The sequence below is a fragment of the Streptomyces sp. NPDC090106 genome (assembly GCF_044747265.1).
GTDB lineage: Bacteria > Actinomycetota > Actinomycetes > Streptomycetales > Streptomycetaceae > Streptomyces.
Genome location: NZ_JBIVDS010000004.1, coordinates 557,135 through 580,352 on the forward strand (window position 1 = coordinate 557,135; position 23,218 = coordinate 580,352).

Here is a 23,218-nt window from a genome sequence, read left to right on the forward strand (position 1 = left end):
CACCCCCCCGCATCCCCCCGCACCGCACCGTCCTCCCGCCCCTACACCGGCGGTTGTATCCGGGCCAGCGCCCGCAGCGCGCGCGGCGTGAGGCGGGACAGGAGGCGGGCGCCGCGGGCCTCCGCGGTGACGGGGACGACGGCCTCGTTGCGCACGACGGCGCGCAGGATGGCGTCGGCGACCTTCTCCGGCGGGTAGTTGCGCAGTCCGTACAGGCGCGCGGAGCGTTTCTGGCGCCGCTTCTCCTCCTCCGCGTCGACGCCGGCGAAACGCGCGGTGGAGGTGATGTTGGTGTTGACGAGGCCGGGGCAGATGGCGCTCACGCCGATCCCCTGACCGGCGAGTTCGGCGCGCAGGCATTCGCTGAGCATGAGCACCGCGGCCTTGGAGGTGCTGTACGCGGGCAGGACCCGGGAGGGCTGGAAGGCTGCCGCCGAGGCGATGTTGACGATGTGGCCGCCCTGTCCCCGCTCGGCCATCTGCCGGCCGAAGAGCCGGCAGCCGTGGATGACGCCCCACAGGTTGACGTCGAGGACCTTCTTCCAGTCCTCGGGGGTGGTGTCGAAGAAGGAGCCGGCCAGGCCGATCCCGGCGTTGTTGACGAGGACGTCCAGGACGCCGTGCTCGGCGGTGACCTTCGCGGCGAGCTTCTCCATGGCCTGCTCGTCGGAGACGTCCACGATCTCGGCCCAGGCCCCGGGCGCGCCGATGAGGCGGGACATCTCGGCGGTGCGGGCCGCGCTCTCGGCGTCCCGGTCGACGGCGATCACACGGGCGCCCGCCTCGGCGAAGGCGAACGCGGTGGCCCTGCCGATGCCGCTGCCCGCGCCGGTGACCAGCACGAGCTGCCCGCCGAACCGGTCGGCGTGCTTGCCGGTGGGCACCTCGACGGTCCTGCCGCCCTCGTGGGCGATGACGAACTCCTCGACCCAGGAGGCCACCTGGTCGGGGCGGGAGCGGGGTATCCAGTGCCGGGCGGCGAGGGTGCGGCGGGTCAACCGCGGGACCCACTGCTCCAGTTCGTCGTAGAGCCGCTCCGACAGGAAGGCGTCCCCGAGGGGCGTGATGAGCTGCACGGGCGCGTGCGCGTAGGCGTCGGCGCGGGGGCGGCGCAGCCGGGGGCGGACGTTGTCGCGGTACAGCCAGGCCCCGTGGGCGGCGTCGGTGGGCAGCGAGGAGGTGGGGTAGCCGTCGCCGGGGACGCGTTCGGCGCGTTCCAGCAGGCGCGGCCAGGTCTTGCCGAGCGGGCCGCGCCAGGCGAGTTCGGGCAGGACGGGGGTGTGCAGGGCGTACACGTACCAGGACTTGGCGCCCTGGCCGAGGAGCTGGCCGACGCGGCGCGGGGTGGGGCGCCTGATGCGGGAGTTGATCCAGTGGCCGAAGTGGTCCAGGGAGGGTCCGGACATGGAGGTGAAGGAGGCGATGCGGCCCTCGGTGCGGCCGACGGTGACGAACTCCCAGGACTGCACCGAGCCCCAGTCGTGTCCGACCACGTGCACGGGCCGGTCCGGGCTGACGGCGTCCACGACGGCGAGGAAGTCGTCCGTCAGCTTCTCCAGCGTGAACCCGCCCCGCAGCGGCTTGGGCGCCGTGGAGCGGCCGTGTCCGCGCACGTCGTAGAGCACGACGTGGAACCGGCCGGCCAGGCGTGCGGCGACCTGGGCCCACACCTCCTTGCTGTCCGGGTAGCCGTGCACGAGGACGACGGTCGGCCGGCCCTCCTCGCCCAGTTCGGCCACGCACAGTTCGACGTCGCCGGAGCGCACCCGGCGCTCGCGCGCGTTCTCCAGAGCCGCCATCGCCGTACCCTCTCCGTCTGCCGCCATCGTCATGCCCCCTCCGTCCAGCGCCGCACGTGCGGCAGATCGTCGTCGAGCCAGAACGCGCTCTCCCCGGGGTCGCTGGAGTCGGTGACGACGAGGATCTCCTCGAACTTCGCGCCCGTGCCCCGGAATCCGAGATGCGGTTCGACCGCCCACAGGCCGGGCCGCGGCGGGTGGTCGGAGAAGCGGTACGGCGACCAGAGCGGGGACCAGCCCTCGCGGTGGCCGTGCAGCGCGTCGGCGGCGAGGCCTTTGAGGGACTGGGTGCCGAACCCGAACAGCCGGGGTGACCAGCGGCGTTCGCGGACCCGGTCCACCTTGTGCGCGATCACGCCGAAGGGGTAGGCGCGGTGCCGGTTGGCGTAGCCCTGGCGGACCATGAGGCGGTCGACGTCCTCGTAGATCTCGCGCAGCGAGCGCCGCTCGCGCACCTGGCCGAGGATCAGCTCGCGATGGGCCCGCAGGTCGTCCATCAGCTTGTCCTGCACCGGGTTGAGGCCGAGGGAGCCGGAATAGCCGATGTCGGCGGTGAACCCCTCGTACACGGGTGCCATGTCCAGGATGAACGGCATCCCGGGCTCCAGGCGGCGGCCGGTGGGGAAGAACTGGAGGGGGACGCGGAAGTCCGTGAACGCCGTGCGGTCGCCGAACCAGGCGAAGGGCAGGTGGAACCAGTCCCGCACCCCGCGCTCGCGCAGCCACTCCCGCTGCATCCGCGCCGCCTCACGCTCGGTCACGCCGGGCTCCAGACGGGCCGCGACCGCTTCGGCGCATGCGTACGCCAGGCGCTGGACCGTTCTGAATCCCCGCAGTTCCGCGGCTTGTCCGCCTGCCACTGCCGTCGTCATGCCACCCCGTCCCACCAGTCCGCGTCGACTGCGCTACGTGCCCGTAATGTGACAGTGCCGAATGTGACAGTCGTTAGAGGCTGCGTCAATAGGCGGGGTCCGGCCTGTGGACAACTCCACCGGGCTTTACGTGTACCTCTCAAGAAGGGACCCAGGGGGAACCCGTAGCCCTCAGGCAGGAGCGACCCCTACGGACCCGTACCTCTGGAGGCTGATTCCAATCCAGCTCTGGAGTGTGACGACCGGCGCGCTCCCCCTCACTACCGTCGTGAGGGTGACTGTGATCGCGACCGAAAGCCTGAGCAAGCGGTACCCCCGGGTGACCGCGCTTGACCGGCTCTCCGTGGATGTCGGGCCCGGTGTGACCGGACTCGTCGGAGCCAACGGAGCCGGCAAGTCCACACTGATCAAGATCCTGCTGGGTCTGTCCCCCGCCACCGAGGGCCGCGCCGAAGTGCTCGGTCTCGACGTCGCCACCCAGGGCGGCGCCATCCGCGAGCGCGTGGGGTACATGCCCGAGCACGACTGCCTGCCGCCGGACGTGTCGGCCACCGAGTTCGTCGTGCACATGGCCCGGATGTCGGGGCTGCCCCCGGCGGCGGCCCGTGAGCGCACCGCGGACACCCTGCGCCATGTCGGCCTGTACGAGGAGCGCTACCGCCCCATCGGCGGCTACTCCACCGGCATGAAGCAGCGCGTGAAGCTCGCGCAGGCCCTGGTCCACGACCCGCAGCTGGTCTTCCTCGACGAGCCGACCAACGGCCTAGACCCGGTCGGCCGGGACGACATGCTGGGCCTGATCCGCCGCATCCACACGGACTTCGGCATCTCGGTCCTGGTCACGTCCCATCTGCTGGGCGAACTGGAACGCACCTGCGACCACGTGGTCGTCGTCGACGGCGGCCGGCTGCTGCGCTCCAGCTCCACCACCGACTTCACCCAGAGCACGACCACCCTCGCCATCGAGGTCACCGACAGCGACGAGCACCCGGACGGCACCCGCGCGGTCCGTGAGGCGCTCCACGCGCGCGGGGTGGACGTCCTCGACGCTGCGAGCGGGCTGCCCGGCGCGGGCCACATCCTCACGCTGACCGCGCGGGGCGAGGAGACCTACGACGTCGTCCGGGACGTGGTCGCCGACCTCGGCCTCGGCCTGGTCCGCATGGAGCAGCGCCGCCACCACATCTCGGAAGTCTTCCAGGACGACGCCCGCAGCGGCGACGAGCAGTACAAGGAGGCCGTCGGCCATGGCGGTTGAGCACCCGGTCACCGCCCCCACGGGCGATCAGACCCGCATCCACAACATCGGCTACCGCTCCTACGACGGCCCGCGCCTGGGCCGCTCCTACGCCACCCGCTCGCTGTACTCGCAGTCCCTGCGCGGCGCCTACGGCCTCGGCCGCTCGGTGAAGTCGAAGGTGCTGCCGATGCTGCTGTTCGTGGTGATGTGCGTGCCCGCGGCCATCATGGTCGCCGTCGCGGTCGCCACCAAGGCCAACGACCTGCCGGTCGACTACACCCGCTACGCGATCATCATGCAGGCCGTGATCAGCCTGTACGTGGCCTCGCAGGCACCGCAGGCCGTCTCGCGCGACCTGCGCTTCAAGACGGTTCCGCTGTACTTCTCGCGGCCCATCGAGACCGCCGACTACGTCCGCGCCAAGTACGCCGCCCTCGCCTCTGCGCTGTTCGCCCTCACCGCGACGCCGCTGCTCGTCCTCTACGTGGGCGCGCTGCTGGCCAAGCTCGACTTCGGCGACCAGACCAAGGGGTTCGCCCAGGGACTGGTCTCCGTGGCGCTGCTCTCGCTGCTCTTCGCCGGCATCGGCCTGGTCATCGCCTCCGCGACCCCGCGCCGCGGCTTCGGCATCGCCGCCGTCATCGCCGTGATGACGATCTCCTACGGCGCGGTCTCCACCCTCCAAGCCATCGCCGACGTCCAGGGCTCCTCCGGCGCCGTCCCGTGGATCGGCCTGTTCTCGCCGGTCACCCTCATCGACGGACTCCAGTCCGCGTTCCTCGGCGCGAGCTCGGCGTTCCCCGGCGGGGTCGGCCCGTCGAACGGCGAGGGAGCCGTCTACGTCCTGGCCGTCCTCGGCCTGATCGCCGCCGCCTACGGCCTCCTGCTGCGCCGCTACAAGAAGGTGGGCCTGTGACCACGCTCCGGATCGACCATGTCTCCCGCTGGTTCGGCAACGTGGTCGCCGTCAACGACATCACCATGACCATCGGCCCCGGGGTCACCGGCCTCCTCGGCCCCAACGGCGCCGGCAAGTCCACCCTCATCAACATGATGGGCGGCTTCCTCGCCCCGTCCACCGGCTCCGTCACCCTCGACGGGCAGCCGGTGTGGCGCAACGAGGAGATCTACCGGCACATCGGCATCGTCCCCGAACGCGAGGCGATGTACGACTTCCTCACCGGCCGCGAGTTCGTCGTCGCCAACGCCGAGCTGCACGGCCTGGGCGACAAGGCCGCCCAACGGGCCCTGGCCACCGTCGAGATGGAGTACGCGCAGGACCGCAAGATCCAGACGTACTCCAAGGGCATGCGCCAGCGCGTGAAGATGGCCTCCGCCCTGGTCCACAACCCCTCGCTGCTCCTGCTCGACGAGCCCTTCAACGGCATGGACCCGCGCCAGCGCATGCAGCTCATGGACCTGCTGCGGAAGATGGGCGACGAGGGCCGCACGGTGCTGTTCTCGTCCCACATCCTCGAAGAGGTCGAGCAGCTCGCCTGGCACATCGAGGTCGTGGTCGCCGGACGGCACGCGGCCAGCGGCGACTTCCGCAAGATCCGCCGGCTGATGACCGACCGGCCGCACCGCTACCTGGTGCGCTCCAGCGACGACCGCGCCCTCGCGGCGGCGCTGATCGCCGACCCGTCGACGTCCGGCATCGAGGTCGACCTCGCCGAGGGCGCGCTGCGCGTCCAGGCCGTCGACTTCGGCCGCTTCACCACGCTGCTGCCGAAGGTCGCCCGCGACCACGGCATCCGGCTGCTCACGGTCTCGCCGTCCGACGAGTCCCTGGAGTCCGTGTTCTCGTATCTGGTCGCGGCGTAGGAGGCCGAAGATGTACGACCCCACAGTCGCCCGACTCACCTACCGGGCCCTGCTCGGCCGCCGCCGGGCCCTCATCCTGGGCGCGCTGCCCCTGCTGCTGATCGTGATCTCCGTGATCGTGCGCGCGCTGGTCGGCGCCGACGACCAGACGGCGGCCGACCTGCTGGGCGGGCTCGCGCTCGCCACCATGGTGCCGATCATCGGCGTCATCGCCGGCACCGGCGCCATCGGCCCGGAGATCGACGACGGCTCGGTGGTGTACCTGCTGTCCAAGCCGATCAAGCGGCCCACGATCATCTTCACCAAGCTGATCGTGGCGATCGCGGTCACCATGGTCTTCTCGGCGCTGCCCACCCTGATCGCCGGGTTCATCCTCAACGGCAACGGCCAGCAGATCGCCGTCGCCTACACGGTCGCGGCCCTCGTCTCCTCCATCGCCTACGCCGCGCTCTTCCTGCTGCTGGGCACGGTGTCCCGGCACGCGGTCGTCTTCGGCCTCGTCTACGCCCTGGTCTGGGAGGCCCTGTTCGGCTCCCTGGTCTCGGGGGCGCGCACGCTCAGCGTCCAGCAGTGGTCGCTGGCCGTGGCCCAGAAGGTGGCGGGCGGCGACCTGGTCACCTCGGACGTCGGGCTGACCACCGCGACGGTGCTGCTGGTCGTGGTGACCGTCGCCGCGACCTGGTACGCCGGGCAGAAGCTGCGGACCCTGACTCTGGCGGGCGAGGAGTAGCCGCGGGCGGATCCGGCCGCGGCCCAGAGGGCGGAGGCCGGGGTGACGCCCCGCTTATTGACGAGGGCTTCACCCCGCCCCGGGCACACTGGTCCGAAGGGGACGCACGTCCGAGGGGACAAGGAGGACGGGGATGGCGGAGGCACCGTACGACGAGCCGGGCCGTTCCGGGGACGACACCTGGAACGACCTCGTGCTGGACGAGGACTTCATCCGCTCCGCGGAGACCTCCGAGCCGTCCGCCCGCGCCCGTATGCTCGCCGCCCGCTGGCGGACGGACGAGCCCGAGCCCCAGCCGTGGCGCTCGGACGAGCCGCCCGCGGGGTGGTTCTTCAGCAAGGGACGCCGCAGATGGTGGCGCCGGTAGGGCGCGTGCCGGGCGCCGTTTAATCGGTGGCGCCCAACTTGGCGTACAGGCACGATGGTTGTGTCCACGCCGCCGGGGCCGCACCCGGCGCCACCGACTGGGGAGGTGTTCGACGATGCCCCTGCACGGCACTGCGTCGAGCGCCCTTCAGGGCAGCCCGAGGCAGGCTCCGGAGTAGTTACCCCTCCGTCGAGCCCACCGCACGAGAGCTGCCCGGGCGGCCGCTTCGAGCACGCGGATTCCCACTTCGCGTGAGGCCGCCCACCCGGAGGATTGGCCGAGTGGTAAGGCACTGGCTTGCTAAGCCATGGTCAGGGGCGACCCTGCGCACGTTCGATCCGTGCATCCTCCGCAAGACACCGAAGGACCCGACCACACCGAAGGACCGGACCACACCGAAGGGCCGGACCCCTCAGCCGAGGAGCCGTTCCAGCACCACCGCGATCCCGTCCTCCTCGTTGGAGGACGTCACCTCGTCGGCCACGCTCTTGAGCTCGTCGTGGGCGTTGGCCATGGCCACGCCGTGCGCGGCCCAGCCGAACATCGGCACGTCGTTCGGCATGTCGCCGAAGGCGATCGTGTCGGCGGCCTTCAGGCCCAGCCGGCGCGCGGCCAGCGACAGCCCCGTCGCCTTCGACAGACCGAGCGGGAGCAGCTCCACGATGCCGGCACCGGCCATCGCGACGTTCACGAACCCGCCCGCGGACCGCCGTGCGGCCTCCGCCAGCTCGTCGTCCGACAGCTCCGGATGCTGTATGTAGATCTTGTTCAGCGGCGCGGTCCACAGGTCGGCCACGTCCGTGAACGGCGTCGCCGGAAGGTTCCCGGTGAGCGCGTACCCCGGTCCCGCGATGACGGCGCCGTCGAGCCCGTCCCGGCTCGCCGCCAGGAACAGCGGCCCGACCTCGGCCTCGATCTTCGCGAGGGCGACCCCGGCCAGCTGCCGGTCCAGGGTCACCGACGTCAGCAGCCGGTGCTCACCGGCGTCGTACACCTGTGCGCCCTGGCCGCAGACGGCGAGGCCGCGGTAGCCGAGGTCGTCCAGGATGTGCCGGGTCCAGGGCACCGCGCGGCCGGTCACCACGATGTGCGCGGCACCGGCCTCGGTGGCCGCGGCGAGCGCGGCACGGGTGCGGTCCGAGACCGACTCGTCGGAGCGCAGCAGCGTCCCGTCGAGGTCGGTCGCGATCAGGCGGTACGGGAAGCCCTCGGGGGCGGTGGAGCCGCTCACTTGGTGATCGGCTCCAGCACCTCACGGCCGCCGAGGTACGGGCGCAGCACCTGCGGCACGTACACGGAGCCGTCGGCCTGCTGGTGGTTCTCCAGGAGCGCCACGATCGTGCGCGGCACCGCGCACAGCGTGCCGTTGAGGGTGGCCAGCGGCTGGACCTTCTTGCCGTCGCGCATCCGGACGGAGAGGCGGCGCGCCTGGAAGCCGTCGCAGTTGGAGGCGCTGGTCAGCTCGCGGTACTTGCCCTGGGTGGGGATCCACGCCTCGCAGTCGAACTTGCGGGAGGCGGAGGAGCCCAGGTCGCCCGAGGCCACGTCGATGACCTGGAAGGGCAGCTCCAGGCCGGTCAGCCACTGCTTCTCCCAGTCCAGGAGCCGCCGGTGCTCGTTCTCGGCGTCCTCCGGAGCGACGTACGAGAACATCTCGACCTTGTCGAACTGGTGGACACGGAAGATGCCGCGGGTGTCCTTGCCGTACGTGCCGGCCTCGCGGCGGAAGCACGGGGAGAACCCGGCGTAGCGCATCGGCAGCTTGTCCGCTTCGAGGATCTCGTCCATGTGGTACGCGGCGAGCGGGACCTCGGAGGTGCCGACCAGGTAGTAGTCGTCCTTCTCCAGGTGGTACACGTTCTCCGCGGCCTGGCCGAGGAAGCCGGTGCCCTCCATGGCGCGCGGGCGGACCAGCGCCGGGGTGAGCATCGGCGTGAAGCCGGCCTCGGTGGCCTGCGCGATCGCCGCGTTGACCAGGGCCAGCTCCAGCAGGGCGCCGACGCCGGTGAGGTAGTAGAAGCGCGAGCCGGAGACCTTGGCGCCGCGCTCGACGTCGATGGCGCCGAGCGCCTCGCCGAGCTCCAGGTGGTCCTTGGGCTCGAAGCCCTCGGCGGCGAAGTCGCGGATCGTGCCGTGCGTCTCCAGGACGACGAAGTCCTCCTCGCCACCGACGGGGACGTCGGGGTGGACGAGGTTGCCGAGCTGGAGCGCGAGGCGCTTGGTCTCCTCGTCGGCCTCGTTCTGCTCGGCGTCGGCGGCCTTGACGTCGGAGGCGAGCTGGCCGGCCTTCGCCAGCAGCTCCGCCTTCTCGTCACCGGAGGCCCTGGGGATGAGCTTGCCGAGCGCCTTCTGCTCGGAACGCAGCTCGTCGAAGCGGACGCCGGACGACCTGCGCCGCTCGTCGGCGGACAGGAGAGCGTCGACGAGCGCGACGTCCTCTCCACGGGCGCGCTGGGACGCGCGCACACGGTCGGGGTCCTCACGGAGCAGGCGAAGGTCAATCACGGGGCCAAGGCTACCGGTGCGGGGTGAGGGCTCACGACTCCGTATTTCGCAACACGGCTTACATGCCGCTATGGGGCAATTGCGCCGCGTATCGAACGTGATCGTATGGGATGAGGTGAGATCGTGCGGTATCGGTGATCAGGTCAATTCCCGGGGCCGCCCTCCCCGGCGCGGGGCAGGCGCGGTGCGCCGGGTTGACTCGAATCCCTTGCGCGGAGCGGGACTTGGCGCACGGTTGTCCACAGTGGTCCACACCCTGCGAAGAGTTATCCACAGGGTGTGTGGGAGTTCTGTGGATTTCGGAATTGATCACCCCGAAAGCCGGACGTGACACCGTCGAATCAGAGCCCAAACCCCTCTCTATCACCACTTTCGGAGGAAAGTGGTCGCTCCAAAGGATTGCGGAAAGGAAAAGAGTGGACGAAGGGTGAACTGCGCCCTGGTGGCCGCCCGGGACCTTCAGGGGCCGATTTGTCGACAGACTGACCCCATGGAGTCGACTTGTCCCCAGGTCGAGATGCCAACCTGTGGATAACTCCTGTGGATAACTAAAATCAGCAGGTAGGACTGGGTGAGACTGGGGGGAAACGGTCAGAAACGCCCGTCCTGGCAGCGGGCCACCCAGTCCGAGGCCGCCACGAACTCCTCGTCGGACGTACCGCGCGGCTGGGTCCGCGCCTCGGCGGCCGTGATGTCCGCACGCGGGTACGAACCCAGGAACCGCACCTCCAGGCAGACCCGCTTGAGGCCCATCAGCGCCTCGGCGACCCGGCGGTCCGAGATATGGCCCTCGGCGTCGATGCAGAAGCAGTAGTTGCCGATGCCCTCCCCGGTCGGCCGGGACTGGAGCACCATCAGGTTGATCCCGCGGGTGGCGAACTCGCCCAGCAGATCGCGCAGGCCACCGGGGTGGTCGTCGCGCTGCCACAGCACCACCGACGTCTTGTCCGCGCCGCTCGGCGCGGCGGGCCGGGCCGGACGGCCCACCAGCACGAACCGGGTCTGGGCGTTCTCGGCGTCGTGGATGCCCGTCTCCAGGGCCTCCAGGCCGTACAGCGCGGCGGCGAACTCGCCCGCGAACGCCGCGTCGTACTGCCCCTCCTGGACCAGCCGGGCCGCGTCCGCGTTGGAGGCCGCCGACTCCCAGTGGGCGTCCGGCAGATTGCTCCGGAGCCAGTTGCGCACCTGCGGCTGGGCGGCCGGATGGGCGGAGACCGTCTTGATGTCGGCCAGCTCCGTGCCCGGCCGGACCAGCAGCGCGAAGGTGATCGACAGCAGCACCTCGCGGTAGATCATCAGCGGGGCGCCCGCGACCAGCTCGTCGAGGGTGGTGGTGATCCCGCCCTCGACGGAGTTCTCGATCGGCACGAACGCGGCCTCGGCCTCGCCCCCGCGCACCGCGTCCAGCGCGGACTGCACGGAGACGTACGGGATCAGCTCCCGCGTGGCCGCCTCCGGAAGCGTGCGCAGAGCCGCTTCGGTGAAGGTGCCCTCCGGGCCGAGATACGCATAGCTCGCTGGCATGCCCTCACCCTAATGGCCCTTGCGGACCCCGGCTCACAGCACTCACGACCGGGTGAACCCGCGTAACCTCACGCCCTCGGCCCGGTCGGGTCACCCCTCCAGCAGCCGCTGGCCCACGTACTCGCCCTTCGCCGCGCCGCCCGGCACGGCGAACAGACCGCTCGCCTCGTGGCGGATGTACTTCGACAGGGCGTCGCCGCGGTCGAGCTTGCGCTGGACGGTGACGAAGCCGGTCAGCGGGTCGGCCTGCCAGCAGACGAACAGCAGCCCCGCGTCCGGCACCCCCTTGGCGTCGAAGCCGTCGTGGTACGACCACGGCCGCCGCAGCATCGCCGCGCCCCCGTTCTGGTCGGGCCGGGTGATCCGGGCGTGCGCGTTGACCGGCACGACCAGGTCGCCGCCGGCGTCCGTCTTCTCCAGGTCCATCGCGGTCGTCTCCGCACCGCCGGACAGCGGCGCCCCGTCCGCTTTCCGCCGCCCGATGACGTTCTCCTGCTCACCGGTCGAGAGCTGCTCCCAGTCGTCCAGGAGCATGCGGATACGGCGGACGACGGCGTAGGAACCGTCGGCCATCCAGTCGGCGGCGCCCGTACCGGACGACGGCACGAAGATCCGCTCGTCGAAGTCGGACTCGCCCGGCTTCGGATTGCGCGTCCCGTCGATCTGCCCCATCAGGTTGCGGGCGGTCATGGGGCTCGCGGTGGCCCCGGGGGACCGGTTGAAGCCGTTCATCTGCCACCGCAGCCGCGCCGCGCTCCCCGCGTCCCGCTGGATCGCGCGCAGCGCGTGGAAGGCGACCAGGGCGTCGTCGGCACCGATCTGCACCCACAGGTCGCCGTCGCTGCGCGCCTTGTCGAGCTGGTCGGAGGAGAAGTCGGGCAACGGGTCGAGGGCCACCGGACGCCGCTTCTCCAGACCGGTCTTCGCGAAGAAGCCGTGCCCGAACCCGAAGGTCACCGTCAGCGCCGACGGCCCGGCGTCCCGCGCGACGTCCGTGTCGACGGAGGCCGCCGCCTCGCCCGCCATCAGCCGCCGTGCCGTGTCCGACCAGCGGCGCAGCAGGGCCGCCGCGCCCTTGCGCCCCGCACCCGTTGCCAGGTCGAACGTGACGAGGTGCCCGCGCGCCTGGAGACCCTGCACGATCCCCGGCTGATGTTTCCCGTGAAACATCGCCTCGCTCGCGCCGACCGAGGACAGCGGGGTCGCCTCGGCGGGCCGCGCCGCGTACCCCACGGCCCCGCCGGCCGCGCCGAGCACCAGACCGGTGGCACCGGCCGTACCGAGGAGACGGCGCCGCGAGACGCCCCGCCCCGGGGCTCCGGCGTCCTCCGAAACGCCGTCGTCGTGTGCCCCGGCAGGTGTGCGGGTGTCCGGAAGGGACTGGTCAGCCATGGTGGTTCAGCCGATCTGAGCGTTCTTGGAGACGGTGGTCTGGTCGATGTCGGAGGTCCGTACGGTCACGGCGATCTTCCAGTCACCGGCCATCGGGAGCTGCACACCGCTCGCCGACCAGTGGCCGGTGGTGATGTGGTCGGGGACGACGGGCAGCGGCCCGATGCTCTTGGACTCCAGCGTGAAGGACACCTTGACCTCGGGGACGTCGAAGCCCCGGCCGTTGGGCCGCTCCACGTAGACGTGCATCTCGTTGGCGCCCACGCGCGCGGGGTCGATGTCGATCCGCACGAGGCCCTTGCCGTCCTCGCCGCCGGTGTCGAAGGACATGTCGAGGGTGAGCGCCCCGGTCGAGGAGTCCGCCGCCGACGAGGAGGCGGCGGAGGTGGCCGCCTTGGCCTCCTCCTCGGTGCGCCCCGGCTCGGTCTGGGTCAGCACGGTCGTGACGGCCAGCAGGACGACGGCGACGCCCGCCTCCGCGAGCACGGAGCGCCGCAGACCGAACCGCTGGGGGTCGGCGTCCCGCTGCCGCTTGCGCTGCGCGGTCTCGACGGCGGCCTGCTGCCGGGCGAGCTGAGCGGCCCGCTCGCCATCGCCACCGCCGGTGGCGCCACCGGCCGATTCCCCGCCGCCCGAGCCTGCGCTGACGTGCGCCTTCTCCCGCTCCTCCGCGTCGCTCTCCCCCTCCGCGTCCGCGGCCTCGCCCAGCCGTCCCGTCCACCGCCGCGAGATCCAGGCGATCCCGACGAGCACCACCACGAGCCCGATCTTGGAGAGCAGCAGCTGCCCGTACGTCGTGTCGGTGAACGCGGACCAGGACCCCAGCTGCCGCCAGGACTGGTAGACGCCCGTGCCGACGAGCGTGAGGACGCTGTAGAAGGCCACGTCCGAGAAGCGCCGCACGGCACCCCGTTCGATCGGTGTCCGCGACCGGTACAGGGTGACGAGGAGCGCCGTGAGCCCGCCCAGCCAGGTGGCGACGGCCAGCAGGTGCAGGACGTCGACGGGCATGGCGATACCGGTCTGGAGCCCGGTCGAGGCGTGCTCGGCCAGCGCCCAGCTGGAGGCGAGTCCGGCGGCGACGACGGTCCCGCCGATCGCCAGCCCGAAGGTGAGGTCGCGCTTCTCGTCGTCCTCGCGCTTGTCGTAGGCGCCGAAGAGCACCGCGATGAAGAGCGCGGCGGCGGCGAGCAGCAGCAGCCGGGAGACGAGCGCGGCACCCGTCTTGGTCTGGAGGACCTGGCCGAGCAGGTTCAGGTCGAAGATGTCGCCCACGGCGCCGCTGCTGGTGTACGAGCCGCGCAGGAGCAGCAGCAGGAGCGTGGCGGAGGTGAGCGCGAGCCACCCGGAGACGACCAGGCGTTGCAGTGACCGCACCCCGGAGCCGCGCGGCCAGCACGCCAGGACGAAGGCGGCGCCGCCGATCATGACGATGAACCCGGCGTAGGAGACGTACCGGCCGAAGCCGTAGAGCCAGCCGACGACCCCGCCGCCGGCGTTCTGGTCGGACACCGAGACGGACGTCTTCGACGGCGCCCCGACGGAGAAGGTGTAGGCCCCGGCGACGGGGTGGCTGTCCTCGGAGACGACCTGGTAGGTGACGGTGTAGGTGCCGTCGGGCAGTCCGCTGTGCAGCTGGACGGCGTACGTCGTGCCGGTGAGGTTGGCCGGCTTGCCCGTGTCGACGCGCTTGCCCTTGGGGTCGAGGACGCGCAGCGAGTCGTCGGACAGGGCGACCTTCTCGGAGAAGGTCAGCGAGACCTGGGTCGGGGCCTTGTCGACCACCACCCCTTGCTGGGGGTCGCTGCCGGTGAGCGCGGCGTGCGCGGAGGCCGGCCCGGCGCCGCCGAGGAGCAGTGCGGCGGCGGCGATCAGCAGCAGCACCAGGTTCCGCGCGCGGGGGGCGATGGTCTGCGTCAAGGGGTCCCTCCCTCGGTTCCCACCCTCAGTTCCCCGGGGTGTACGTCGCGGACTTCACCGGCATCTCGACGGTGACCGGGTCGGAGGTGGCGAAGTGCAGCTCGACGGAGACCGTCTCGCCCTCCTTCGGCTTCCGCTTCAGCTTCTCGAACATCAGATGGTTGGCACCGCTTTTGAAGACGAGTTGACCGTCGGCGGGCACGTCGAGGCTTGTGACCTCCTCCATGGCCGAGTCGACGGTCTCGTGCACGGTGACCTCGCCGAGGTCACTGGTGACGGAGGTCAGCTCGTCCTTCGTTCCGCCCGCGTTGACGACGGTGAGGAATCCGGCGGCCATGGAGTCGGAGACGGGCTGCGGCATATAGGCGCCGGTGACGGAGAGTTCGGCCCCCGAGCCTCCCGAGCCTCCCGAGTCGCCCGAGCCGCAGCCGGTCAGCAGCAGGGCGCCGGCCAGGCCGGCCGCGAAGAGCGCGGAGGACGGCCTCACGGCTTCTCCCCCTTGATGATCTTGGGGAGGTCGGCGGTGTAGTCCTTGACGTCCGCGTCCTCGCCGTACAGCAGGTATCCGCCGTCGGTCTTGGGGGAGAAGGCGACGACCTGGGTGCCGTGCGTCGAGACGATCTTGCCGTTCTTGTCCTTGTGCGGCGCCTCGACGGAGATGCCGAGCGTGCGGGCGCCCGCCTGGATGGTGTCGAAGTCACCGGTGAGGCCGACGATCTGCGGGTCGATGCCCTTGAGCCACTTGGCGAGTTCGGCCGGGGTGTCCCGGTCGGGGTCGGTCGTCACGAAGACCACGCGCAGCTCGTCCTGCTGGGCCTTGGACAGCTGCTTCTTGGCGACGGCGATGTTGTTCATCGTCAGCGGGCAGACGTCGGGGCAGTGGGTGTAGCCGAAGTAGATGAGGGTCGGCCGGCCCTTCGTCTCCGCGCGCAGGTCGTACTTGTCGCCCGCGGTGTCGGTGAGGACGAGATCCGGCTTCTCGAACGGCTGGTCGAGAACGGTGGCCGCCTTGTCGGAGCCGGCCTCCTCGGAGACCACGGAGACGGGCGAGGCGCTGTCGTCACCGCTTCCGCAGGCGGACAGGGTCAGGGAGGCGGCGGCGAGCAGGGCCGCCGCAGCGAACGTCTTCTTACGCATAGCAAAATGTCCCAGATGGAGAACTCTGTCGTGCACCGGGGCCGTCCGGCCCCTCACGAGGAACGGGCCGTACGGCCCCGGTGCGCGCTGGCGGTCGAACGTCAGGCGTCGGGGCCCGTGGTGCGGCGGCGGCCCGCGAGCACGCCGTAGGCCACGCCGAGCGCGCCCACGACGATGCCGACGACGCCGAGCACGCGCGCGGTGGTGTCACTGGAGTCGGCGGGCGCGGCGGCGGTCTCGGCCGAGGCCTTCTCGGCGGCGGCCGGGGAGGCGGAGGCCTCGGCGGACGACCCGTGGTGACCGCCCTCGGAGGCCTCGGACAGCGTCAGCACCGGCGCCGGGTTCTCCGGCTCCTCCTGGCCGTCCTCCTGGACCTCGATCCAGCGCACGACCTCCTTGTTGGAGTACGTCTGGACGGCCTTGAAGACCAGGTCGTCGGCGTCCTCGGGCAGCGCGCCGATGGAGATCGGGAACTTCTGGAAGAAGCCGGGCTCGACGCCCTTGCCGGTGGCGGTCCAGGTGACCTTGGAGACGGCCTCGGAGATCTTCTGGCCGTGCAGCTCGATCGGCTTGTCCAGCTTGGTCTTGGTGACCTTCGCGGTCCAGCCGCTGATCGGCTCGGGCATCGCCGAGGCGAGCGGGTGGTCGGTCGGGAAGCTCACTTCGAGCTTGGTGGTCGAGGCGTTGTCGCGCTCGTTGGGGACGCGGAAGTCGACGACCGCGTAACCGCCCTTGGCGGCGGTGCCTTCGGGCTGCACGCTGACGTGCGCGAAGGCGGGGGAGGACAGGACGACGACGGCCGTGGCGGCGACGGCACCGGCGGTGGCGAGACGACGAGAAGCCTTCATGAAAGGGAGCACTCCACTTCACGTGTGGTTTTGGAGTCGAAGAGGGGTACGCGCGCGGGAAGGTGCCGATGGTGCGTGACGAGTACGCGCGCGTGGCCGCACGACGGCGGCCCTCTTCCCACCGGGAAGTCCCTCGGAAGGGATTCCGCTAGGGAGGCTCGCGTCGTGTCAGGCGGCGAGGACGAGTCCGGCGGCGGGCGGCCCGCGCCGGATCACGGTGTGCTGCAACGCGGTGGTACGGGGCTCGGCGGGCGCGGGCGGAGCGGTGCGCGGCAGCCCCGCGGCCCGCGCCTCCGGCGCTCCCGGCAGCCCGGCCCGCAGGGCGCGCACCAGCGCGAGCGCCCCGCGCAGCGACCGTACGAGGGCTCCTTCGGCGACGCCGTGCGCCGACAGCCGGCTCAGCCGCGCCACGGCCAGGTCGCCGTGGCGCAGCACCCAGCCGGCGGCGAGCGCGGCGAGGAGGTGGCCCAGCAGCATCGGCACGGACGGCAGCAGCCCGAAGAGGGAACCGCCGGCCATGCCGTCCGAGGTCTGCTGCGCGGCGGCGGCGTGCGTGTGCGTGTCCGAGGCCGCCGGGTACAGGCGCGCCTCGCTGAGGATCCGCACCGCCTGGGTGGGGCTGATGGCCGCCGCGGTGGTCCCGCACAGCAGCCGGGCGGCCTGCTCGACGAGCGAGGCGTCGCTGACGGAACTCATGGAGCCCATCGACCCCATCGACCCCATGGAAGACATGGCGGACGTGGAGGACATGGACGCGGCGGCACCCGTGCCGCTCGCCGCGGCCGTCGTGGCCGCGGCCGTCGCGTGCTGTCCCATCCCGAACAGCGAGTGCAGCACGGTCTGTCCGGCCGCCAGCAGTCCGGTGATCCCCACGAGCGAGCGGGCCCGCCCGGCGAGGGACACGGCGACGGCGAAGACCCCGGCGAACCCGGCGGCCAGCGACCACGGCGGGACCGTGGCGCAGGAGGCCATCGTGTGCCCGGCCGCGGCCAGCACGACACAGACCGCGGCGAACACCGCGGCCCGCAGGAGCCGGAGACCGGTTCCGGTGTGCTGGTGGGGGGCAGTCATGGCGGCCCCATCATCGCACCGGCCCCGCCCCGCCCGTACGGCAGGTCCACAAGACGACGTACGGGCGATACGACGAGAAGGTCACCCTCTGATGTGAACCGTCCCGCATACCCCATCGGCCACCTGCCACGCATCCCCCATATGGGCGGTGTCACGTCGGCGGCGTGCTTACGGCCGGTCGCGAACGGCAATAGGTAACGGTATGTCGAGCCGCGGCCTGGAGGCTGGAACATGAGCATCTGGTGGTCACTCCACTTGCGGCGAGAGGCCGCGAGCGTGCCGCTCGCCCGGCGGCTGCTGCTCGGCACGATGGAGACCGCGGGCGTCGACCCGGACATCTCCTACGACCTCTCCGTCGCCCTCAGCGAGGCCTGTGCGAACGCCGTCGAGCACGGCGGCGACCTCGGCCCCGACGGCCCCTCGGAGGCGTACCGCGTCACCGCCTACCTCGACGGCGAGAAGTGCCGTATCGAGGTCGCCGACTCCGGCCCCGGCTTCACCCGTCACTCCCCGGCCCCGCGCCGCGCCGCGCACGAGGCGGAGAGCGGGCGCGGCCTGTGTCTGATCCGCGAACTCGCCGACCACGTCCACATCGGCAACAAACCGGGCCGGGGCGGCGCGGTGGTCAGCTTCGACAAGATCCTGAAGTGGAAGAAGGACTCACCGCTGATGGCGGTGTAGCGCGCACCCCGGACTTCAGCTTCCTCAGCATTCACAGGCCGCTCCCAGCGGGCTGAGAACTCCCTGACGGACGCCGCTCCTAGCTTCCTGATCATGACGGGAAACCACAAGGACAAGACGATCACCCGGCGTCGCGCGATCGCCGTGACGGGCGGCACGGTCGCCGCGGGCGGCCTCGCCGTCGCCGGTTACCAGTCGGCGTTCGCCGACACGGACACGACGGCCGACGCCACCGACACCGCGTCCGCGACGAGCACCAGCACCGGCGACGCGTGCATGACGCTCATGACGAGCGTCACCGAGGGCCCGTACTACCTCGACGGCGCCCTGGTGCGAAAAGACATCACCGAGGGCAAGAGCGGCGTCCCGCTCACGCTCCGTCTGACCGTCGTCGACGCCACCGACGGCTGCACCCCGGTCAAGGGCGCCGCGGTCGAGATCTGGCACTGCGACGCGTGGGGCTACTACTCCGGCTACACCACCGCCAACCCCGGCGGCTCGGCCCCCGCGGAGAGCGAGGACGGCTCGACCGCGAACGACCAGACCTACCTGCGCGGCTACCAGATCGCCAACGGCAACGGGGTCGTCAAGTTCGAGACGATCTTCCCGGGCTGGTACACCCCCCGCACCTGCCACATCCACGTCCGGGTCCACACCGGCGGCGAGAAGGCGGACGGCACCTACGAGGGCGGCACGGTCAACTACACCGGCCAGCTCTTCTTCGCCGACGACATCGCCGAGGAGATCTTCACGCTGGAGCCCTACTCCCAGCACTCCGGCAGCTACACCACCCTCGACAACGACATGGTGTACGACGGCGGCGGCGCCTCCAGCGGCCTGCTCACCCTCAAGGCCGTGCACAAGAAGGACCCGTCGAAGGGCTACAAGGGCACCCTCACCCTCGCCATCGACCCCGACGCCGAGGGCACCGGCGCGGGCAGCGGCGGCGGCACGCCCCCGAGCGACGCGCCGACGGGTGAGCCCCCGTCCGACGCTCCGTCCGAAAGTGCCACTGTCTCGGCCTCGGCCTCCTCGTAAGGTACGGCCATGACGAGCCGCGAGGACGAAGCGCTGGCGCACGCCGCCGTGACCGCGCTGACCGGGCAACTGGCCCTGGCCCCCAAGCCCGGCCTGCCCGATCCGCGCGACCTGGACGCCCGGGTGACCCGGGTGGACCACATCGCCCTGCGCTGGTCGGCGAAGGCGCTCGTACCCGGCCTCGCGGCCATGGCCGCCGCCGCCCGCCGGGCCGGTGAACCCACCCCGGGTCTGCGGTCGGAGCTGGGCGCGATCGGCCGCTGCACCGAGCACTCGGTGGGCCTCGCCGGCGGCGGTCACCGCGGCGCCCTGTGGGCGCTGGGCCTGCTGGTCGCCGCCGCGGCCCTCGACCCCGGGGCCAAGGGCATCGGCGTCGCCACGACCGCCAAGACCATCGCCCGCCACCCCGACAAGCGCGCCCCGCGCCGCCCCTCACGGGGCTCCTCGGTCTCCGCGAAGTACGGCGCCGCCGGCGCCCGGGGCGAGGCCCGCGCGGGCTTCCCCCATGTGCGCCGCGCCTACGACGCCCTCGCGGCGGCCCGCAGGTCGGGCGCCACGGAGGAGGAGGCCCGTCTCGACGCCCTCCTCACGGTCATGTCCACCCTCCAGGACACCGAACTCCTCTACACGGCGGGCCCCTTGGGCCTGCGGCACGTGCAGGCGGGCGCGCGGGGAGTGCTGGAGGCGGGCGGCACCTCGACACCGGCGGGGGCGGCGGCTCTCACCGCCTTCGACGCGGACCTGCACGCACGGGGCTGGAGCCCCAGGGGCAGCGCCGGCCTGCTCGCGGGCGCGCTGTTCCTGGACGCGATGCCGGCCCTGGTGAAGGCGGCGTAGGAACACCGACGGCCGGGCACCCCGCGGGGTGCCCGGCCGTCGTCCGTCTCACGGCACGCTCAGCCCTTGAGCGACGCCATCCACGCCTCGACCTCGTCGGACCGCCGGGGCAGCCCGTCGGACATGTTCCGGTTCCCGTCGGCCGTCACGAGGATGTCGTCCTCGATCCGCACGCCGATCCCCCGGTACTCCTCCGGCACGGTCAGGTCGTCGGCCTGGAAGTACAGCCCCGGCTCGACGGTCAGCACCATCCCGGGCTCCAGCACACCCTCGACGTACGTCTCGGTGCGCGCGGCGGCGCAGTCGTGGACGTCCATGCCGAGCATGTGGCCGGTCCCGTGCAGCGTCCAGCGGCGCTGGAGCCCGAGCTCCAGGACACGCTCGACGGGGCCCTCGACGAGCCCCCACTCCACGAGCCGCTCGGTCAGCACGCGCTGCGAGGCGTCGTGGAAGTCCCGGTACTTGGCGCCCGGCTGCACGGCGGCGATACCGGCCTCCTGGGCGTCGTACACGGCGTCGTAGATCTTCTTCTGGATCTCGCTGTACGTGCCGTCGACCGGCAGCGTCCGCGTGACGTCGGCGGTGTAGTACGTGTGCGTCTCGACGCCCGCGTCCAGCAGCAGCAGGTCACCGGAGCGCACGGGACCGTCGTTGCGCACCCAGTGCAGGGTGCAGGCGTGGGCCCCGGCGGCGCAGATCGAGCCGTAGCCGACGTCGTTGCCCTCGACGCGCGCCCGCAGGAAGAACGTGCCCTCGACGTACCGCTCGGAGGTGGCCTCGGCCTTGTCGAGGACCTTCACCACGTCCTCGAAGCCGCGGACCGTCGAGTCGACGGCCTTCTGCAGCTCGCCGATTTCGAACGCGTCCTTGACCAGGCGCGCCTCGGACAGGAAGACCCGCAGCTCCTCGTCCCGCTCGGCGGTGACCTTGTCGGTCAGCGCGGCCTCGATGCCCGCGTCGAACCCGCGGACGACCCGCACCGGGCCGGTCGCCTCGCGCAGCAGGCCGGCCAGCTCGCGCACATCGGCGGCGGGGATGCCGTACAGGGCCTCGGACTCGGTGAGCGAGTGGCGGCGGCCGACCCACAGCTCGCCCTGGCCGGAGAGCCAGAACTCGCCGTTCTCGCGGTCGGAGCGGGGCAGCAGGTAGATCGTCGCCCGGTGACCGCCGGGGACCGGCTCCAGGACCAGGACGCCGTCCTCGGTCTGGTTGCCGGTGAGGTACGCGTACTCGACGGAGGCGCGGAAGGCGTACTCCGTGTCGTTGGAGCGGGTCTTCAGGTTGCCGGCCGGGATCACCAGGCGCTCGCCCGGGAAACGGGCGGAGAGCGCCGCGCGGCGGGCCGCGGTCTCGTCGGCCTGCGCGATCGGCTGCAGGTCGTGCAGCTCGGTGTCGGCCCAGCCGGACTTCATACTCTCGGCAAGCTCGTCGGAGACGCCCGGGTACAGGCCGTTCTTCCGCTGCTTGACCGGCTCCTCGGCCTCGGTCTCCGGGCCCGCTGCGGTGGCAGCGTCTGTGTCAGCCGGGTTGAGCTCGTCGGCCACGGTCATCCTCCTCGATACGGCACTGGACCCCGTCCATCGTACGGTCGTACGGAAGGGGGCCCAGGGCCGGAAGACCTCTTACCGATACGCAGTCGGACGGCTACTCGAAGTGCGCGGCGAGCAGCACGACGTCGTCGTCGGACTCCGCCTCGTCCAGGCCGTCCGGCAGCACCGCGCGCAGCACGTGGTCGGCGATCGCGTCCGGGTCGCCGCGCAGGGCCTTCGGCACCCCGGCAGCCGCCGCGTGCAGCCGGGCGAAGGCGCGGTCGGTGGCGTCGCCGGTGCGGTGCAGGAGCCCGTCCGTGTAGAGCAGAACCGTCTCTCCGGGGTCGGCCTGGAACTCGACGCTGGGCGCCTCCCAGCAGGCGAGCATGCCGAGCGGCGCCGACACGGTCGTCTCCACGAACTCGGTGCGTCGCTCGCCGACCAGCAGCGGCGGGCAGTGCCCGGCACCGGCCAGCGTGATCTTGCGCAGGGCGGGCTCGCAGTAGGCGAACAGGGCGGTGGCGGAGCGGGCCGGCTCGGTGAGCCGCAGCAGCAGCTCCAGGTCCGACAGGACCGCGACCGGGTCCTCGCCCTCCATCACGGCGTAGGCCCGGAGCGAGGCGCGCAGCCGGCCCATCGCGGCGACCGCGCTGGGCCCCGATCCGGTGACCGACCCCACGGCGAGGCCGAGCGCGGCGTCGGGCAGGGGCAGCGCGTCGTACCAGTCGCCGCCGCCGCGCGGGCCGGTGCGGTGCCGGACGGCGAGCCGCATCCCGGCGACACGGGGGAGCCGGGACGGCAGCAGCTCCTCCGACATCGTCGCCAGGCACGCGCGCGTGCGCTCGACCTCGACCAGCCGGGCCAGGTGCTCGCTCGCGTGCCGGGCGTACAGGCCGACGAGGTGGCGCCGGCGCTCGGTGGGCTCGGCGGGCTCGTCGTACAGCCACACGGCGGCGCCGATCCGGCCCGTGGCCTGGGCCGTCAGCGGCAGCGCGTGGCTGGCTGCGTAGCCGAGGCGGGCGGCGACCTCGCGGTGGCGGGGGTCGAGTCCGTCCTCGGCGAGCAGGTCGGGTTCGGTGGTCTCGTCCTGGAGCCCGTCGAGGATGCGGCCGTAGGAGATGGCGCTGCGCGGCACCGTCTCGATGTGCCCGAGGTCGGCGCGGCCGAGGCCGAGGCCGATGGTGGTGTCGGGGCCGAGCCCGTCGCCGGGTTCCAGCACGACGAGGCCGCGGCGGGCGCCCACGAGGGCGGCTCCTGCGCGCAGCAGCTCGGTCAGCGCGTCCGTCAACGTCTCCGTGCGGACCAGGCGTTCCGTGAGCTCGTGCAGGGTCGTGAGGTCCGAGACCCAGCCCGCGAGCCGGTCCTGGAGCAGGGCGCCCGGAGCGGCGGGCGCGGCGACCGCGGAGGTGTCCGCCGGGGCCTCCGGGGCGGCGGGCGCGGGCGCGACAGTGTGTGCTGGCGAGGGAACCGTTGAATCGATTCCGGCCACTTTCGGAGGGTGAGGGGCGTTCATGGCGTCCGGCTTTCCGACCGGTGCGTATTGCTCAAAAGCATCGCAAACCCCCATGTCATTCTGCGCCGCTGGCGGTGTCTCCACATGTACACGCACTCGTGGAGGGATGTCCAGCATTGTCCTGCCGGGATTCCTGGTGTCCGTGTGTCACCCACGCCCCTCTTGCTAAAAGGCGAAGTTGGCCTAAAACTGCCTCAGGTAAAGGCCTATTGCGGTCGACTGGCCTTGCTCGACAGAGCGTCACAGCGGTCGTGATGGGTACGTACTCGGTGAAGGCCAGGGGTGGTTGACAGTCACCCGGAACCTGGTGACCGACCCGGGCGTCCTAACCACCGACGACCGTGCCCCATCCTCCCGTGGCGGAGGCGCGGAGAAACACGCGGGACGGCAA

Annotated in this window: 21 protein-coding genes and 1 tRNA gene; 9 read left to right on the top strand and 13 right to left on the bottom strand. The window is 71.7% G+C overall.

Going from position 1 to position 23,218, the window contains the following annotated elements:
- Positions 1 to 41: 41 nt before the first annotated feature.
- Both ACIPSE_RS16285 and ACIPSE_RS16290 read right to left on the bottom strand, forming a co-directional pair.
- Positions 42 to 1,799 carry an SDR family oxidoreductase gene (locus ACIPSE_RS16285; RefSeq protein WP_401663127.1) on the bottom strand — a complete coding sequence of 586 codons (1,758 nt, stop codon included), beginning with the start codon at positions 1,797 to 1,799 and terminating at the stop codon, positions 42 to 44.
- Positions 1,800 to 1,828: 29 nt separating this feature from the next.
- Positions 1,829 to 2,671 (bottom strand): M24 family metallopeptidase, encoded by an 843-nt coding sequence (locus ACIPSE_RS16290; RefSeq protein WP_401662829.1) that lies wholly within the window; start codon positions 2,669 to 2,671, stop codon positions 1,829 to 1,831.
- Positions 2,672 to 2,951: 280 nt separating this feature from the next.
- On the opposite strand from ACIPSE_RS16290, the gene ACIPSE_RS16295 reads away from it, so the two are divergent.
- The 6 genes from ACIPSE_RS16295 (at position 2,952) to ACIPSE_RS16320 (ending at position 7,184) form a co-directional block, all read left to right on the top strand.
- Positions 2,952 to 3,929: an ABC transporter ATP-binding protein gene (locus ACIPSE_RS16295; RefSeq protein ID WP_401663129.1), complete on the top strand. Its 978-nt coding sequence runs from the start codon at positions 2,952 to 2,954 to the stop codon at positions 3,927 to 3,929.
- Positions 3,919 to 4,827 (top strand): ABC transporter permease, encoded by a 909-nt coding sequence (locus ACIPSE_RS16300; RefSeq protein WP_401662831.1) that lies wholly within the window; start codon positions 3,919 to 3,921, stop codon positions 4,825 to 4,827. The genes ACIPSE_RS16295 and ACIPSE_RS16300 overlap by 11 nt, the downstream gene beginning before the upstream one ends.
- Positions 4,824 to 5,735, top strand: coding sequence for an ABC transporter ATP-binding protein (locus tag ACIPSE_RS16305; protein ID WP_401662833.1), 912 nt, complete (start codon positions 4,824 to 4,826; stop codon positions 5,733 to 5,735). The genes ACIPSE_RS16300 and ACIPSE_RS16305 overlap by 4 nt, the downstream gene beginning before the upstream one ends.
- A gap of 10 nt (positions 5,736 to 5,745) precedes the next feature.
- The gene (locus ACIPSE_RS16310; protein ID WP_401662835.1) at positions 5,746 to 6,465 is read left to right on the top strand and encodes an ABC transporter permease subunit; all 720 of its coding nucleotides are present in this window, start codon (positions 5,746 to 5,748) and stop codon (positions 6,463 to 6,465) included.
- 133 nt (positions 6,466 to 6,598) lie between these two features.
- Entirely contained in the window at positions 6,599 to 6,832 is a 234-nt protein-coding gene (locus ACIPSE_RS16315; protein WP_401662837.1) for a hypothetical protein, read from the top strand.
- 267 nt (positions 6,833 to 7,099) lie between these two features.
- Positions 7,100 to 7,184: transfer RNA gene (locus ACIPSE_RS16320), tRNA-Ser, on the top strand.
- A 60-nt stretch (positions 7,185 to 7,244) separates the two neighbouring features.
- Here ACIPSE_RS16320 and ACIPSE_RS16325 read toward each other — a convergent pair.
- From ACIPSE_RS16325 to ACIPSE_RS16365, 9 genes are all read right to left on the bottom strand, one after another.
- On the bottom strand, positions 7,245 to 8,063 hold the full coding sequence (locus tag ACIPSE_RS16325; protein WP_401662839.1) for an HAD family hydrolase: 819 nt from the start codon (positions 8,061 to 8,063) through the stop codon (positions 7,245 to 7,247).
- Positions 8,060 to 9,337, bottom strand: a complete 1,278-nt coding sequence (serS, locus tag ACIPSE_RS16330) for a serine--tRNA ligase (protein ID WP_401662841.1) — start codon at positions 9,335 to 9,337, stop codon at positions 8,060 to 8,062. Before serS ends, ACIPSE_RS16325 begins: the two co-directional genes overlap by 4 nt.
- A gap of 591 nt (positions 9,338 to 9,928) precedes the next feature.
- Positions 9,929 to 10,861 carry a prephenate dehydratase gene (pheA, locus tag ACIPSE_RS16335; RefSeq protein ID WP_401662843.1) on the bottom strand — a complete coding sequence of 311 codons (933 nt, stop codon included), beginning with the start codon at positions 10,859 to 10,861 and terminating at the stop codon, positions 9,929 to 9,931.
- A 90-nt stretch (positions 10,862 to 10,951) separates the two neighbouring features.
- On the bottom strand, positions 10,952 to 12,253 hold the full coding sequence (gene efeB, locus ACIPSE_RS16340; protein WP_401662845.1) for an iron uptake transporter deferrochelatase/peroxidase subunit: 1,302 nt from the start codon (positions 12,251 to 12,253) through the stop codon (positions 10,952 to 10,954).
- A 6-nt stretch (positions 12,254 to 12,259) separates the two neighbouring features.
- On the bottom strand, positions 12,260 to 14,173 hold the full coding sequence (locus tag ACIPSE_RS16345) for a copper resistance CopC/CopD family protein (protein WP_401662847.1): 1,914 nt from the start codon (positions 14,171 to 14,173) through the stop codon (positions 12,260 to 12,262).
- Between the two features lie 25 nt (positions 14,174 to 14,198).
- Positions 14,199 to 14,660 carry a copper chaperone PCu(A)C gene (locus ACIPSE_RS16350; protein ID WP_401662848.1) on the bottom strand — a complete coding sequence of 154 codons (462 nt, stop codon included), beginning with the start codon at positions 14,658 to 14,660 and terminating at the stop codon, positions 14,199 to 14,201.
- Positions 14,657 to 15,310 carry an SCO family protein gene (locus ACIPSE_RS16355; protein ID WP_401662850.1) on the bottom strand — a complete coding sequence of 218 codons (654 nt, stop codon included), beginning with the start codon at positions 15,308 to 15,310 and terminating at the stop codon, positions 14,657 to 14,659. The genes ACIPSE_RS16350 and ACIPSE_RS16355 overlap by 4 nt, the downstream gene beginning before the upstream one ends.
- A 101-nt stretch (positions 15,311 to 15,411) precedes the next feature.
- Entirely contained in the window at positions 15,412 to 16,158 is a 747-nt protein-coding gene (locus ACIPSE_RS16360) for a YcnI family protein (protein WP_401662852.1), read from the bottom strand.
- Positions 16,159 to 16,326: 168 nt separating this feature from the next.
- Complete coding sequence (locus ACIPSE_RS16365; protein WP_401662854.1) at positions 16,327 to 17,229, bottom strand: hypothetical protein; 903 nt, start codon at positions 17,227 to 17,229, stop codon at positions 16,327 to 16,329.
- 231 nt (positions 17,230 to 17,460) lie between these two features.
- On the opposite strand from ACIPSE_RS16365, the gene ACIPSE_RS16370 reads away from it, so the two are divergent.
- The 3 genes from ACIPSE_RS16370 to ACIPSE_RS16380 all read left to right on the top strand — a co-directional run bounded on the left by ACIPSE_RS16370 (position 17,461) and on the right by ACIPSE_RS16380 (position 19,785).
- Positions 17,461 to 17,910 (top strand): ATP-binding protein, encoded by a 450-nt coding sequence (locus ACIPSE_RS16370; RefSeq protein WP_401662856.1) that lies wholly within the window; start codon positions 17,461 to 17,463, stop codon positions 17,908 to 17,910.
- Between the two features lie 93 nt (positions 17,911 to 18,003).
- The gene (locus ACIPSE_RS16375; protein ID WP_401662858.1) at positions 18,004 to 18,948 is read left to right on the top strand and encodes an intradiol ring-cleavage dioxygenase; all 945 of its coding nucleotides are present in this window, start codon (positions 18,004 to 18,006) and stop codon (positions 18,946 to 18,948) included.
- Positions 18,949 to 18,957: 9 nt separating this feature from the next.
- On the top strand, positions 18,958 to 19,785 hold the full coding sequence (locus ACIPSE_RS16380) for a triphosphoribosyl-dephospho-CoA synthase (RefSeq protein WP_401662860.1): 828 nt from the start codon (positions 18,958 to 18,960) through the stop codon (positions 19,783 to 19,785).
- 59 nt (positions 19,786 to 19,844) lie between these two features.
- Here ACIPSE_RS16380 and ACIPSE_RS16385 read toward each other — a convergent pair whose 3' ends face one another.
- Both ACIPSE_RS16385 and ACIPSE_RS16390 read right to left on the bottom strand, forming a co-directional pair.
- Entirely contained in the window at positions 19,845 to 21,329 is a 1,485-nt protein-coding gene (locus ACIPSE_RS16385) for an aminopeptidase P family protein (protein ID WP_401662862.1), read from the bottom strand.
- A gap of 100 nt (positions 21,330 to 21,429) precedes the next feature.
- Complete coding sequence (locus ACIPSE_RS16390; RefSeq protein ID WP_401662864.1) at positions 21,430 to 22,944, bottom strand: PP2C family protein-serine/threonine phosphatase; 1,515 nt, start codon at positions 22,942 to 22,944, stop codon at positions 21,430 to 21,432.
- Positions 22,945 to 23,218: the final 274 nt, after the last annotated feature.

Coding starts and splice junctions, on each gene's coding strand:
- ACIPSE_RS16390 (WP_401662864.1), bottom strand. CDS start 22,944: ATGCTGGACATCCCTCCACGAGTGCGTGTACATGTGGAGACACCGCCA.
- ACIPSE_RS16300 (WP_401662831.1), top strand. CDS start 3,919: ATGGCGGTTGAGCACCCGGTCACCGCCCCCACGGGCGATCAGACCCGC.
- ACIPSE_RS16380 (WP_401662860.1), top strand. CDS start 18,958: ATGACGAGCCGCGAGGACGAAGCGCTGGCGCACGCCGCCGTGACCGCG.
- ACIPSE_RS16315 (WP_401662837.1), top strand. CDS start 6,599: ATGGCGGAGGCACCGTACGACGAGCCGGGCCGTTCCGGGGACGACACC.
- ACIPSE_RS16370 (WP_401662856.1), top strand. CDS start 17,461: ATGAGCATCTGGTGGTCACTCCACTTGCGGCGAGAGGCCGCGAGCGTG.
- efeB (WP_401662845.1), bottom strand. CDS start 12,253: ATGGCTGACCAGTCCCTTCCGGACACCCGCACACCTGCCGGGGCACAC.
- ACIPSE_RS16375 (WP_401662858.1), top strand. CDS start 18,004: ATGACGGGAAACCACAAGGACAAGACGATCACCCGGCGTCGCGCGATC.
- ACIPSE_RS16365 (WP_401662854.1), bottom strand. CDS start 17,229: ATGACTGCCCCCCACCAGCACACCGGAACCGGTCTCCGGCTCCTGCGG.
- ACIPSE_RS16355 (WP_401662850.1), bottom strand. CDS start 15,310: ATGCGTAAGAAGACGTTCGCTGCGGCGGCCCTGCTCGCCGCCGCCTCC.
- ACIPSE_RS16285 (WP_401663127.1), bottom strand. CDS start 1,799: ATGGCGGCTCTGGAGAACGCGCGCGAGCGCCGGGTGCGCTCCGGCGAC.
- ACIPSE_RS16360 (WP_401662852.1), bottom strand. CDS start 16,158: ATGAAGGCTTCTCGTCGTCTCGCCACCGCCGGTGCCGTCGCCGCCACG.
- pheA (WP_401662843.1), bottom strand. CDS start 10,861: ATGCCAGCGAGCTATGCGTATCTCGGCCCGGAGGGCACCTTCACCGAA.
- ACIPSE_RS16310 (WP_401662835.1), top strand. CDS start 5,746: ATGTACGACCCCACAGTCGCCCGACTCACCTACCGGGCCCTGCTCGGC.
- ACIPSE_RS16290 (WP_401662829.1), bottom strand. CDS start 2,671: ATGACGACGGCAGTGGCAGGCGGACAAGCCGCGGAACTGCGGGGATTC.